An 11,507-nucleotide genomic window follows, 5' to 3' on the forward strand; every position below is an offset into this window, starting at 1 on the left:
CATGCAGACCTGGGCGATCGCCAACCAGAAGGGCGGAGTCGGCAAGACCACCACCAGCCTGTGCCTGGCACGCGGGCTGGCACTGGCCGGCAACCGCGTGCTGCTGGTCGACCTCGATCCGCATGCCTCGTTGACACGTGCCTTTGGCATTCCGGCCAACCCGCCGCCGGCCGGCACCCACGACCTGTTCAGCGGTGGCAGCGCGTCGCTGGCCTCGCTCGCGCGCACCACCGACATCACCGGCCTGAAGCTGATCGCCGCACAACCGGCACTGGCGACCCTGGAACGCCGCGGTGCCACGCAGCCCGGACTCGGGCTCGCGCTCGGGCGCGCATTGCACGCCGTGCACACGCTTTACGACCACGTACTGCTGGATTGCCCGCCGACGCTCGGACTGCTGATGGTCAACGCACTGGCCGCCGCCGACCGGCTGGTGGTGCCGACGCAGACTGATCCGCTGGCATTGCACGGCCTTGCCGACATGCTGCGCACCGCGGCGATGGTCGAACGCTCACGCCACCGGACATTGCCGCAGCACGTGCTGCCGACCTTGTACGACCGCCGCACGCGTTCCGGCGTGCACAGCCTCGAGCAGTTGCACGCGCTCTACGAAGGCAAGGCATGGCCGAGCGCAGTGCCGATGGACACGCGCCTGCGCGACGCGCGCGCGCTCGCCGGTCCGGTCGCGCCGAGCGGCCGCGGCGCCGATGCCTACCTGCGCGCGTTGCGCTGGTTGCTGCAGCAGACCGATAAGCCGTCGAGAAAGGCCGCATGAACCCGGCCGCGACCATGGACGTGATCGACGATTACCTCGAGGCTCTGCTCGACGACACGCCGACCGCGGATGCCGATCCGGACACCCGGCGCGACGCCGCCGGCCACGACGTCATCGCCGCGCCTGCGGCGCAGCCGCCGCATCCTGCCACGATGCATTCGGCCGCGGCACAACCCGCACCGGCCATGGCAACGCTCGTTACCGGCGAATCCGCGCCAGCGACGACTACGCCAGTTCGGCTTGCACCCGCACCTGAACCGGCACCCCCAACGCCCAGCGCATCGGCCCAGCCGCCGCGCTGGGTGCGCGTCACCGTGGCCACGGACAGCTACGCACTTGAACTGCTGTGCGTGCAGGAGGTCGTCCGGGTCATGCCCATCGTCGCCATGCGCGGCGCCGACCGCGCGGTGCTGGGCGTGATGAACCTGCGCGGCCGCATCGTGCCGGTCTTCGACCTCGGCCTGTGGCTCGGCCTTGCCTGCGTGCAACCCGACGACCGCAGCCGGATCGTCGTGGTCGAGCGCGACGACGAATTGATCGGCGTGCTGGTCAGCACCGTCGAGGACGTGGTCACCCTTGGCCGCGACCGCATCGAACCGCCACTGCCTGGCAACGATCCCGGCGCCATCCTCGGTGTCGCCCGCGTCGGCGCCACGCCGACCGTACTGCTCGATGCCAACGCGTTGTATGGCTGATCACGCGGACCGGTAACGGCATCTGCAGCGCCCTTGGATGGTCGAGCCGAAGCGGTCTTGCTCCAAAGCACCGCCCTGGCCCCTTGCCAGGAATGCGCCGCAACTCCGCGGATACTGAATGCGGCAACCGGCTTCGATGCGCCCACGCCGCTCAAGTCGCGTCGCAGCGGGCCGTTATATCGGTCGGACACCTCCGCCTGCGGCCAAACCGATGTACCAGATTCCCTTGCAAGCCGACCTCGGCATCGAATGCCTCGCCGAACTCCAGGCGGCGCTGCAACCGCACCTGGACACGGACGGTCCGCTGGCGCTCAGCGGCGACCAGGTCCAACGCGTGCACGCCGCCGGCCTGCAGTTGCTGCATGCCTTCGTCCGCGACCGCGCCGCATGCGGGCGCCAGACCACCGTCACCGCGGCCTCACCCACCCTGGCCGAAGCCGCGCGCCAGCTGGCGCTCGCCGCCAGCCTCGGCGTCGACGCGGCGGCGCAGTCCTGACATGCGCACGCCGCGATTCTCCGCCTTGATCCTTTCCTCGAAGATGCCCGGTGCCCCCGCGCGCCGCGCCTACACCGGAGCTCCTGCATGAGCGCGCAAAAAGAACTGCTCGTCGTCGACGATTCCACCTCCATGCGGCAGATGGTCGCCTTCGCGCTGACCTCGGGCGGCTACCTCGTGCGCGAGGCCGAGGACGGCGAAGCCGCGCTCGAGATCGCCCGCACCCAGCGTTTCGACGCCGTCGTCACCGACGTCAACATGCCGCGCATGGACGGCATCGCGCTGATTCGCGAGTTGCGCCAGCTGCCGTCGTACAAGTTCACGCCGCTGCTGATGCTCACCACCGAGTCCGGTGGCGACAAGAAGATGGAAGGCAAGGCGGCCGGCGCCACCGGCTGGCTGGTCAAGCCGTTCGACCCGGACCAGCTGGTCGCGACGGTCCGCAAGGTGCTCGGCTGAGGCCATCCGGCCAAGGCCCGATCATGGACATCACCCGCTTCCACGCCGCGTTCTTCGAGGAGAGTCGCGAAGGCCTCGATGCAATGGAAAGCGGCCTGCTCGCGCTGGAAAGCCGCAGCGACGACCCGGAAACCATCAACGTCGTGTTCCGCGCGGCGCATTCGATCAAGGGTGGCGCTGCAACGTTCGGCTTCACCGCGATCACCGACCTCACTCACCTGCTGGAAACCCTGCTGGACGAGGCCCGAGGCTGCCGCCGTGCGCTCGATGCCGACGCGATCGGTGCGCTGCTGCTGGCCGTCGACGTGTTGCGCACGCTGCTCGCCGCGTGCGAACACGGTAGCGCCATCGACCAGACGGCTCTGGACCGCGCGCGCGCCGGCCTCGACCGCCTGCTCGCGGGCGCCGCGACGGCGACGACTGCCACGCCAGCCGCGCCATTCATCGCTGGCGACACGACTTCGGCGACCGGCGACTGGCGCATCGGTTTCGCTCCCGCGCCCTCCCTGTTCATGAGCGGCAACGACCCGCTGCGGATTCTGCGCGAGTTGGCCAGCCACGGCGAACTCGGCGTGAGCTGCGTCGACAACCGCCTGCCACCGTTCGCGGAGATGGACCCGTTCGAGGCCTATCTGGCCTGGGACCTCACCTTGCCGGGCACGGTGCCCCGCGCCGCGATCGACGAAGCCTTCGCCTGGGTCGAGGACGAGTGCGAGCTGTCGATCGACACCGTGCACGCCGCCGCCCCTTCGCTGCCGGCCACCGCGGCCGACGGCGATGCACTCGCCGCACCCCTCGAACCGGCCACGTCCGGCGGCCGCCGCGCCAGCGATGCCGACAATTCGATCCGCGTCGCGGTTGCCAAGGTCGATGCGCTGATCAACCTGGTCGGCGAACTGGTCATCACCCAGGCGATGCTGCGGCAGCGCTCCGAACAGCTCGATCCGATCGCCAACGAGGCGCTGTTGTCGGGTCTGGTGCAGCTCGAGCGCAACACCCGCGACCTGCAGGAATCGGTCATGGGCGTGCGCATGCTGCCGGTCGAGTTCGCGTTCAGCCGCTTCCCGCGCATGGTCCGCGACCTCGCCACCCGCCTCGGCAAGAAGGTCCGGCTGCGCACCCACGGCGAGGCCACCGAACTGGACAAGGGCGTGATCGAGAAGATCGTCGATCCGCTGGTGCACCTGGTGCGCAATGCCATCGACCACGGCCTGGAATCGCCCGAAGAGCGCATCGCCGCGGGCAAGGACCAGACCGGCACGGTCACGCTGGATGCCGCCCACCAGGGCGCCTGCATCATCATCGAGATCAGCGACGACGGTCGCGGCCTCGATCGCGAACGGATCCTGCGCAAGGCCGCCGAGCGCAACGTGCCGGTGCCGGACAATGCCAGCGACGCGCAGGTCTGGGACCTGGTGTTCGCACCGGGCTTCTCCACCGCCGAGGCACTCACCGACTTGTCGGGCCGTGGCGTCGGCATGGACGTGGTGCGCAAGAATATTGCTGCGCTCGGCGGCCAGGTCGAGATCGGCAGCCGCCATGGCCACGGCACCACGGTCACGATCCGCCTGCCGCTGACGTTGGCGATCGTTGACGGCATGTCGGTCGCGGTCGGCGACGAGGTGTTCATCGTGCCGCTGAGCATGGTCGTCGAATCGTTGCTGCCGGCCGCCACCGACGTGCGCACCATCGCCGGCGAAACCCGCGTGCTGCGCGTGCGCGAAGACTACCTGCCGCTGGTCAACCTCGCCGAGCAGTACGGCCTGCCCAGCGAACGCAGCGGCGGCGAAGCGCCGGCGCGGATCGCGGTGGTGGTGGAAAGCGATGGCCGCCGGCTCGCACTGGAGGTCGACGAACTGCTCGGCCAACAGCAGGTCGTGGTCAAGAACCTGGAAAGCAACTATCGCCGCGTGCCGGGCGTGTCCGGCGCCACCATCCTCGGCGACGGCCGCGTCGCGCTGATCGTCGATGCCGGCGGCCTGGTGCCCCCGGCGCGCCTGCCGGCCGCGGCCTGACCACCCGTACTGCGATCGCACACCACTCCAGACATCCGAAGGAATCCGCCATGCCCCATGCCCAGCAAGCCAGCGACGACCATCACACCGGCGCCGGCGCATCGTACGCCGCCGACGGCAACGGCGAGTTCCTCACCTTCGTCTTGGGCGAAGAGGAATACGGCGTCGACATCCTCAAGGTGCAGGAAATCCGCAGCTACGACACGGTCACCCGCCTGCCCGACGCGCCCGACTACATCAAGGGCGTGATCAACCTGCGCGGCATCATCGTGCCGGTGATCGACATGCGGCTGAAGTTCCGCCTGCAGAGCGCCGAGTACAACGCATTGACGGTGATGATCGTGCTCAGCGTCGGCGGCCGCGTAGTTGGCATGGTCGTTGACAGCGTGTCCGACGTGGTGCGCCTGGGCGACAAGCAGGTCCGCGCGGTACCGGAACTGGGCGCGACCATCGACCGCCAGTTCCTCACCGGCATCGGCACGCTCGACGAGCGGATGCTGATCCTGCTCGACATCGAGCGGCTGATGAGCAGCGCCGAGATGGGCCTGGTGGCCGACGCAGCGCTGCAGTGATCGCCGCCGCGCGCTGACCCATGCCGGCAACGCCAGCGGGATCTCCGGCAACGGAGCGGCTCCAGCAAACCCCGGGTGCCCCACGGGAACCAGTAAAGCTTGGCCCGACGCGGCCGATATAGGGACATGATCGATGCCGATGCAATTTTCCGCGCGGGTCGACCAGACTGCGCGCCCGCACGACGGGCGCTTTGCCCGATGCCAACGAACCAGGAAACACTCCCGGCACCAGAATGGACATTGCAGCACCCGATGCCTTGCCGACGCTACCCGTCCCGTCGCTGACGTGGCTCGAACCGTTGCTGGCAGCCACGACGCAACGAGCGGTCGCGCAGGCCACCGCCGACGCGATGGGCGCGCTGCCCGGATGCCTCGGCGCTCGCGTGCTGTGGGGGCTGGGTCCCGACGGGTCGCCGTCGTGCGAACCACCGCCGTCGCCAGGCATCGACGATACCGATACCGATGCCGACCTGCCCCTCGCCCGCAACGCCCTGGCCTGCGGTCGGCCGCGCATTCGGTCCGGTGGCCGCCTGACGCTCGCGATCCCGCTGCCGCGCAGCAATGCGGCGGTATTGCTGGCGCTTGCCGGGCAGGATCAAGCGCCCGGCCTGCTAGCGCTGGCCGCCGAACCGCTGCACGTCGTCGACCAGCGTCTGCTCGACACCAGGGTGGTCGCCGAACTCCATGGCAAAGTGCGGCAGCTGGAACATTCCGAACGCGTGCAGCGTGCACTGTTCGCGATCTCCGACCTTGCCGCATCCGACCGGGACGAACCCGACCTGCTCAAGGGCATCCACGGCATCGTCGGCACGCTGATGTATGCCGAAAACTTCTTCATCGTGCGGCTCGATAACGAAAGCGGCCGCATTCGCTTCCTCTACTACGCCGACGTCAAGGACGAACCACCGACCGGCGACACGGCCCTCGGCGAACTCGACGGCACGCTGACCGGCTACCTGCTGCGCGACGGCAGGCCCTTGCGCGGGGACTCGGTGCAGTTGCGCGCCCAGGTGTCCGGTCCGCTATACAGGATCGGCACCGGCAGCTGCAACTGGCTCGGCGTGCCGATGCTGCGCGACGACCTGGTCGAGGGCGCGCTGGTGGTGCAGAGTTACGAGCCCGGCATCGTGTATTCGGCTGACGACCAGGCGCTGCTGGAGTTCGTCGGCAGTCATATCCTCACCGCGCTGGAACGCAAGCATCGCCAGGAGGACCTCGAACGCTGCGTTCGCCAGCGCACCGTGGAACTGGCTGAAGCCAACCTCGGCCTGCACCAGGAAATCCTCGAGCGCAAGCGCGCCGAACGCCTGCAGGCGGCGCTGTTCCGGATCGCGCAGCTGGCCACGACCGACCTCGACGAGGAAGCCTTCCACCGCAACATCCACGAAGTGGTCGGCGAACTTATCAACGCGCGCAATTTCTTCATCGGCCTGCTCTCGGAAGACCGCCAGCGGCTCGAGTTCCCCTACTACGTCGACGACCTGCTGCGCAGCCCGAGCGCCCGATCGCTCGGCCGCGGCCTCAGCGAATACGTGCTCCGCAGCGCGCGGCCGCTGCTCGGCGACCGTGCCCGCCTCGCGGCACTCGTCGAGCAGGGCGAGGTCGAGGCATCGCCGGCGCCCAGGTCGGCGGTGTGCTGGCTGGGCGTGCCGTTGATCTTCGACGGCGAAGCGGTCGGCCTGGTCGCGGTGCAGAGCTACGACCCGGCCATGACCTACGGGCCGGCGGACCAGGAACTGCTCGGCTTCGTCGCCACGCAGATCGCCAACAGCCTGCATCGCCGCCGCGCCGCGAGGATCCAGCAGGAAGCACTCGTTTTGCTCGAGGAGCGCGTGCAGGCGCGCACCCACGAACTGCGCAAGGAGATCGGAGAACGCGAACGCATCGCGGCGCGGCTCAAGCACGAGGTCATGCACGACGCACTGACCGGACTGCCGAACCGCGGCTTCCTGCTCGGCAGGCTGAACCAGTTGCTGGGGCACCTCGACGACGATCCACGCAGCAAGTGCGCGCTGCTCTACATGGACGTCGACCGCTTCAAGGTCGTCAACGACAGTCTCGGCCACCTCGCCGGCGACGAGGTGCTCAAGCAGGTCGCCAGCCGCCTGCAGGCCTGCGTACGCGAACCGGACATGGTCGCGCGCCTGTCGGGCGACGAGTTCGTGATCCTGCTCGAGCGCATCGACACGCCCGCGACGGCAACCAGGGTCGCGCAACGCGTGCTCGACCTCATGCTCGAACCGGTGCTGGTCGACGGCAAGGTGCTGGACACCTCGACCAGCATCGGCATCGCCCTGGCCGACAGCAACCATGCCCATGCAGACGAGCTGCTGCGCGATGCCGACACGGCGCTGTACCGCGCCAAGTCGCTGGGAAGGAAGAACTATGTGGTCTATGACGCGTCGATGAAACGCGAGACCCAAGACGTGCTGTGGCTCGACGAAGGCGGCGATGACCACGACAGCGACGGTGGTGCAACGTCAGCGCCGGTGCTGTCACAGGCGCGTTAAGCTGCGGTCGGCCCCCGATAGCGTGGCCGCGGCCGACCTCGTCCACTCGACCATACCGACTCCGGAGCAGAAGATGCGCACCATCTCCGGCGCGTTCTTCGGGCGACTCCTGGACAAGCGTCATTTCGAGCGTGGCGGGAATCCATATCGTTGGTTCCTCGTGGTTCCCCGCTGCGCCCGGAATGACGCTACCGGCTTGTCCAGGTCTTTCCTGATGCCGGCCTGCCGGCTCAGAGCGTGAAGTCGAGTCGCACCTTGCCGCGGCCACCGGCGCCGGGTGCGAACTGCCACTGCTTGACCGCCTTCACCGCGGCGGTCTCGAAGGTGCGTGCCGGGCGGGCATTGACCACCGAGACATTGGCGACCTTGCCGGCCGCATCGATGGTGTATTCGATCTCGACGAAACCGCTGGTACCGGCACGCGCGGCTTCGACCGGATAGACCGGCTCCACGCGCTTGATCGGTTGGGGTTCGGCGTGTGCGGCAAAGGTGAACGCCAGCGCCAGCGCGGCGATGGCGAAGGGGGCGGGGTGACGCATGGGAAATCTCCTGGGGGTTGGGTCGGACGACCCCGCCGGTATCGACCGCGGAACGGATTTCTTGAACGGGTTTCCGGCCCTCCGTCCGCGCGAAGTGCAGCCTTGCTGGCAGCCCCGTGCGGGGCTGTCCGTTCGACTCCTGCTCGTCATTCCCGCGAAAGCAGGGATGACGGCCAGGGAATCCGTGAGTCCAATCCTGGAGCAGGTTCTAGAGATTGAAGTCCAGCCGCACCTTGCCGCGGCCATCCTCGCCCGGCGCGAATTTCCACTGCTTGACCGCCTTCACCGCGGCGCTCTCGAAAGTGCGCGCCGGCTTGGCGTCGACCACCGAAACGCTGGCGACCTTGCCGGTGGCATCGACGGTGAACTCGACTTCCACGAACCCGGTGATTTGCGAACGCGCCGCATCGGGCGGATAGACCGGGTCCACGCGGCTGATCGGCTTGAGTTCGGCATGAGCGGGCATGGCAAGGAGCATGGACAGGGCGATGGCACCGGCCAGCAGGATGCTTTGGCGCATGGGGTTCTCCCAGGTGATTTCGAACGACAACAAGGGAATCGACCGCCGTCGCGATTCCTTGAGCCCGGCGCACGCCATCGCGGCGGTTGCCGGCCTGCACGGCCCTAAAGTTTCCAGGTGCCACGCCGATTTCGAGGGGTGTCGACCCGCATCGGGTCCGTCTTCCTCATGCGAGGCCACCATGTCCGTTAGTTCCCCACGCGTGCTCGATCTTCTGTTGATGCCCGCCACCCGGCTGATGTCGCGATTGAGCTTCGGCCGCAAGGCGCTGCTGATCGGCGCTTCCTTCATGCTCACCTGCGGCGTGCTCGCCGGCGTGCTGCTGACGCGCTCGCTTGGCGAGATCGCGGAGGCGAAGACGGAACGTTCAACCACTGCCGGACTGGCGAGCCTGCACGACGCGATGCTGGCCATGCAGGACCGCCGCCAGTTGCTGGCGCGCGAGGTGGCGAAGGACAAGGTGCCGGATGACGCATTGGCCAGGGCGGCGACGGACGTCGAGCGCGCACTCGCCGCCGGCGACCGCTGGCGGGCGGCAAGCTTCGATGACGACGCATTGACCGGATCGGCGAAGGCAACGCGCGCCGCATGGGCCAGGGCGCTCGGCGCCCATGCCAGCGCCAGCGCCGCCATCTCGGACCACACCGCTGCGATCGACGCGGTACGCGCGCAGATGGGCATCGTGTCCGACGTCAGCGGCGCGGCGCATTCCCGCGCCCCGGCGGTGCTGTACATGGCGCGCGCGGCCAGTGAATGGCTGCCGACGCTGTCCGAATCGACATCGCTACAGGGTGCAGTCGGCATCCGCGTGCTCGGCGAGGGCGCGATCTGGGTGGACGACCGCATCGGCCTGGCGGTCTCGCGCAACATGCAGGACTTCCTGCGCGGCCGCATCGAACTCGAACTGAAGAACGCCGAGGAACGGATGCCGTCGCTGGCCAGCGGCATCGGCGTGCACCTGCGTGCCACCCAGGAACTCGTCGACAAGCAGAACCAGCTGATCCAGTCACAGGTGCTCGACGCCGACACGCCTGTCCTGCCGGTCAAGGCAATGGCCGCGCGCGACCATGCCACACGCCTGGCGATGGCGTCGGCGCTGCGCAGCGCGACCGAATCGCTGCAGGCCGCCGCCACCGCCGAAATCTCTCGCCTGCAGCAACGCGCGATCACCACCTCGCTGGTCATCGTGCTGGTGCTGTTGTTGTCTGCCTACCTGTTCCTCGGCTTCAGCCGCAGCACGCGCGCCTCGCTGCGCGTGATCCAGGATGCCGCCGAGCAATTGGCTGCCGGGCAGTTCCCGGAACGGGTGCGCGTCCACAGCCACGACGAACTGCGCGACATCGCTGCAAGCCTGCAGCGCGCGGCTGATGCGCTGCGCAACTTCTCCGGCGCCCAGCGCGTCCTGTTCGAGGCGCACCAGGAAGGCGAGATCGACGAGCGCCTCGACGCCGAAGCGTTTCCGGGCTCGTTCGGGGTGATGGCCGACGAGATCAACACCCTGGTCGGCTCGCACATCGCGGTGAAGATGCGGGTGATCGAGATCGTCGGCGCGTATGCGCGCGGCGACCTGTCGATGGACATCGAGCGCTACCCGGGCAAGAAGGCGCAGGTCACCGCTGCGGTCGATGCGGTCAAGGCCGGCATGCATGCGGTCAACGCCGAGCTCAAGGGCCTGGTCGACGCCGCGGTGGCCGGCGACTTCAGCCAGCGCGGCGATGCGCAACGCTTCGAGTTCGTTTATCGCGAAATGATCGAAAGCCTCAATGCGCTGATGACCAGCGCCGACGACGGCCTCGGCGACATCGGCGCGCTGCTGGCCGCGGTCGCCGAGGGCGACCTGACCCGCGAGGCCAACGCCGACCTGCCCGGCCAGTTCGGCCAGCTCGCCGCCAACGCCAACGGCACCGTCCGCCGGCTGGCGCAAGTCGTCGGCCAGATCCGCCTCGGCAGCGACGCGATCAGTACCGCCGCGGGCGAGATCGCGTCGGGCAACAACGACCTGTCGCAGCGCACGGAGCAGCAGGCAGCCTCGCTGGAGGAAACCGCCTCGTCGATGGAGGAGCTCACTTCCACCGTTCGCCAGAACGCCGACAACGCCCGCCAGGCCAACCAGCTCGCCGTTGGCGCCGTCGATGTCGCCTCCCTGGGCGGCGAGGTGGTCGGCAAGGTGGTCGAGACCATGACCGCGATCCACGAGTCCTCGCGCAAGGTGGTCGACATCATCGGAGTGATCGACGGCATCGCCTTCCAGACCAACATCCTGGCGCTTAACGCCGCGGTCGAGGCCGCGCGCGCCGGCGAACAGGGCCGCGGTTTTGCGGTGGTCGCCGCCGAAGTGCGCTCGCTTGCACAGCGCTCGGCCGGTGCAGCCAAGGAGATCAAGCAGCTGATCACCGATTCGGTCGACAAGGTCGAGCACGGCAACCAATTGGTCGACCAGGCCGGCAAGACGATGGGCGAGATCGTGACCAGCGTGAAGCGCGTCACTGACATCATCGCCGACATCTCGGCGGCCTCTCAGGAGCAGACCGCGGGCATCGAGCAGGTCAACCAGGCCATCACCCACATGGACGAAAGCACCCAGCAGAACGCAGCGTTGGTCGAGGAAGCCTCCGCTGCCGCACGCAGCATGGAGCAGCAGTCCGAACAGCTGGTGCAGACGGTGGCGGTGTTCCGTCTCGACACGCGGCCGGAACCGGTGGCGCATGCGTCCCCTGGAGCGCGGACCGAAGATGGCCGCGGGCAGCACGCCGCCAGCGTGGTCGAGATGCCGGGCACCGGGCGCAAGCCGGCAGTGGTCGCCAGCCGCGCCAAGCCGCGCCCGGGCGCAGCGCTCGTCGCCACCGGCAGCGACGCGCACTGGCAGGAATTCTGATGGCCATGCCCGTGCCCGGCGCGCGGTTCCAGTCCGGCGGGGATCGCGCCG

10 protein-coding genes are annotated in these 11,507 nt (G+C 68.5%); 8 read left to right on the forward strand and 2 right to left on the reverse strand.

Annotated elements, in window-relative coordinates; translation table 11 throughout:
- Nucleotide 1 precedes the first annotated feature (1 nt).
- The 7 genes from ACTJIL_RS07480 to ACTJIL_RS07510 all read left to right on the forward strand — a co-directional run bounded on the left by ACTJIL_RS07480 (nucleotide 2) and on the right by ACTJIL_RS07510 (nucleotide 7,522).
- Entirely contained in the window at nucleotides 2–775 is a 774-nt protein-coding gene (locus ACTJIL_RS07480; protein WP_440754909.1) for a ParA family protein, read from the forward strand.
- Nucleotides 772–1,470, forward strand: coding sequence for a chemotaxis protein CheW (locus tag ACTJIL_RS07485; RefSeq protein ID WP_440754910.1), 699 nt, complete (start codon nucleotides 772–774; stop codon nucleotides 1,468–1,470). Before ACTJIL_RS07480 ends, ACTJIL_RS07485 begins: the two co-directional genes overlap by 4 nt.
- Nucleotides 1,471–1,681: 211 nt before the next feature.
- On the forward strand, nucleotides 1,682–1,966 hold the full coding sequence (locus ACTJIL_RS07490; protein WP_440754911.1) for an STAS domain-containing protein: 285 nt from the start codon (nucleotides 1,682–1,684) through the stop codon (nucleotides 1,964–1,966).
- Nucleotides 1,967–2,053: 87 nt separating this feature from the next.
- Nucleotides 2,054–2,425 carry a response regulator gene (locus ACTJIL_RS07495; RefSeq protein WP_440754912.1) on the forward strand — a complete coding sequence of 124 codons (372 nt, stop codon included), beginning with the start codon at nucleotides 2,054–2,056 and terminating at the stop codon, nucleotides 2,423–2,425.
- Nucleotides 2,426–2,448: 23 nt separating this feature from the next.
- Nucleotides 2,449–4,440: a chemotaxis protein CheA gene (locus ACTJIL_RS07500; protein ID WP_440754913.1), complete on the forward strand. Its 1,992-nt coding sequence runs from the start codon at nucleotides 2,449–2,451 to the stop codon at nucleotides 4,438–4,440.
- A gap of 50 nt (nucleotides 4,441–4,490) precedes the next feature.
- Nucleotides 4,491–5,012 (forward strand): chemotaxis protein CheW, encoded by a 522-nt coding sequence (locus tag ACTJIL_RS07505; RefSeq protein ID WP_440754914.1) that lies wholly within the window; start codon nucleotides 4,491–4,493, stop codon nucleotides 5,010–5,012.
- 233 nt (nucleotides 5,013–5,245) lie between these two features.
- Nucleotides 5,246–7,522 carry a diguanylate cyclase domain-containing protein gene (locus ACTJIL_RS07510; RefSeq protein ID WP_440754915.1) on the forward strand — a complete coding sequence of 759 codons (2,277 nt, stop codon included), beginning with the start codon at nucleotides 5,246–5,248 and terminating at the stop codon, nucleotides 7,520–7,522.
- A 230-nt stretch (nucleotides 7,523–7,752) separates the two neighbouring features.
- Here the strand turns inward: ACTJIL_RS07510 and ACTJIL_RS07515 are convergent, their stop codons facing one another.
- Entirely contained in the window at nucleotides 7,753–8,061 is a 309-nt protein-coding gene (locus tag ACTJIL_RS07515; protein WP_440754916.1) for an energy transducer TonB, read from the reverse strand.
- Between the two features lie 208 nt (nucleotides 8,062–8,269).
- Nucleotides 8,270–8,581: an energy transducer TonB gene (locus ACTJIL_RS07520; protein WP_440754917.1), complete on the reverse strand. Its 312-nt coding sequence runs from the start codon at nucleotides 8,579–8,581 to the stop codon at nucleotides 8,270–8,272.
- A gap of 220 nt (nucleotides 8,582–8,801) precedes the next feature.
- Here ACTJIL_RS07520 and ACTJIL_RS07525 point away from each other — a divergent pair, with 220 nt between their 5' ends.
- Nucleotides 8,802–11,456 carry a methyl-accepting chemotaxis protein gene (locus ACTJIL_RS07525; RefSeq protein ID WP_440754918.1) on the forward strand — a complete coding sequence of 885 codons (2,655 nt, stop codon included), beginning with the start codon at nucleotides 8,802–8,804 and terminating at the stop codon, nucleotides 11,454–11,456.
- Nucleotides 11,457–11,507 lie beyond the last annotated feature (51 nt).

The organism is Luteimonas sp. 22616 (assembly GCF_052044325.1).
In the GTDB taxonomy this organism is placed as follows: Bacteria; Pseudomonadota; Gammaproteobacteria; order Xanthomonadales; family Xanthomonadaceae; genus Luteimonas.

Coding starts and splice junctions, on each gene's coding strand:
- ACTJIL_RS07480 (WP_440754909.1), top strand. CDS start 2: ATGCAGACCTGGGCGATCGCCAACCAGAAGGGCGGAGTCGGCAAGACC.
- ACTJIL_RS07485 (WP_440754910.1), top strand. CDS start 772: ATGAACCCGGCCGCGACCATGGACGTGATCGACGATTACCTCGAGGCT.
- ACTJIL_RS07490 (WP_440754911.1), top strand. CDS start 1,682: ATGTACCAGATTCCCTTGCAAGCCGACCTCGGCATCGAATGCCTCGCC.
- ACTJIL_RS07495 (WP_440754912.1), top strand. CDS start 2,054: ATGAGCGCGCAAAAAGAACTGCTCGTCGTCGACGATTCCACCTCCATG.
- ACTJIL_RS07500 (WP_440754913.1), top strand. CDS start 2,449: ATGGACATCACCCGCTTCCACGCCGCGTTCTTCGAGGAGAGTCGCGAA.
- ACTJIL_RS07505 (WP_440754914.1), top strand. CDS start 4,491: ATGCCCCATGCCCAGCAAGCCAGCGACGACCATCACACCGGCGCCGGC.
- ACTJIL_RS07510 (WP_440754915.1), top strand. CDS start 5,246: ATGGACATTGCAGCACCCGATGCCTTGCCGACGCTACCCGTCCCGTCG.
- ACTJIL_RS07515 (WP_440754916.1), bottom strand. CDS start 8,061: ATGCGTCACCCCGCCCCCTTCGCCATCGCCGCGCTGGCGCTGGCGTTC.
- ACTJIL_RS07520 (WP_440754917.1), bottom strand. CDS start 8,581: ATGCGCCAAAGCATCCTGCTGGCCGGTGCCATCGCCCTGTCCATGCTC.
- ACTJIL_RS07525 (WP_440754918.1), top strand. CDS start 8,802: ATGCCCGCCACCCGGCTGATGTCGCGATTGAGCTTCGGCCGCAAGGCG.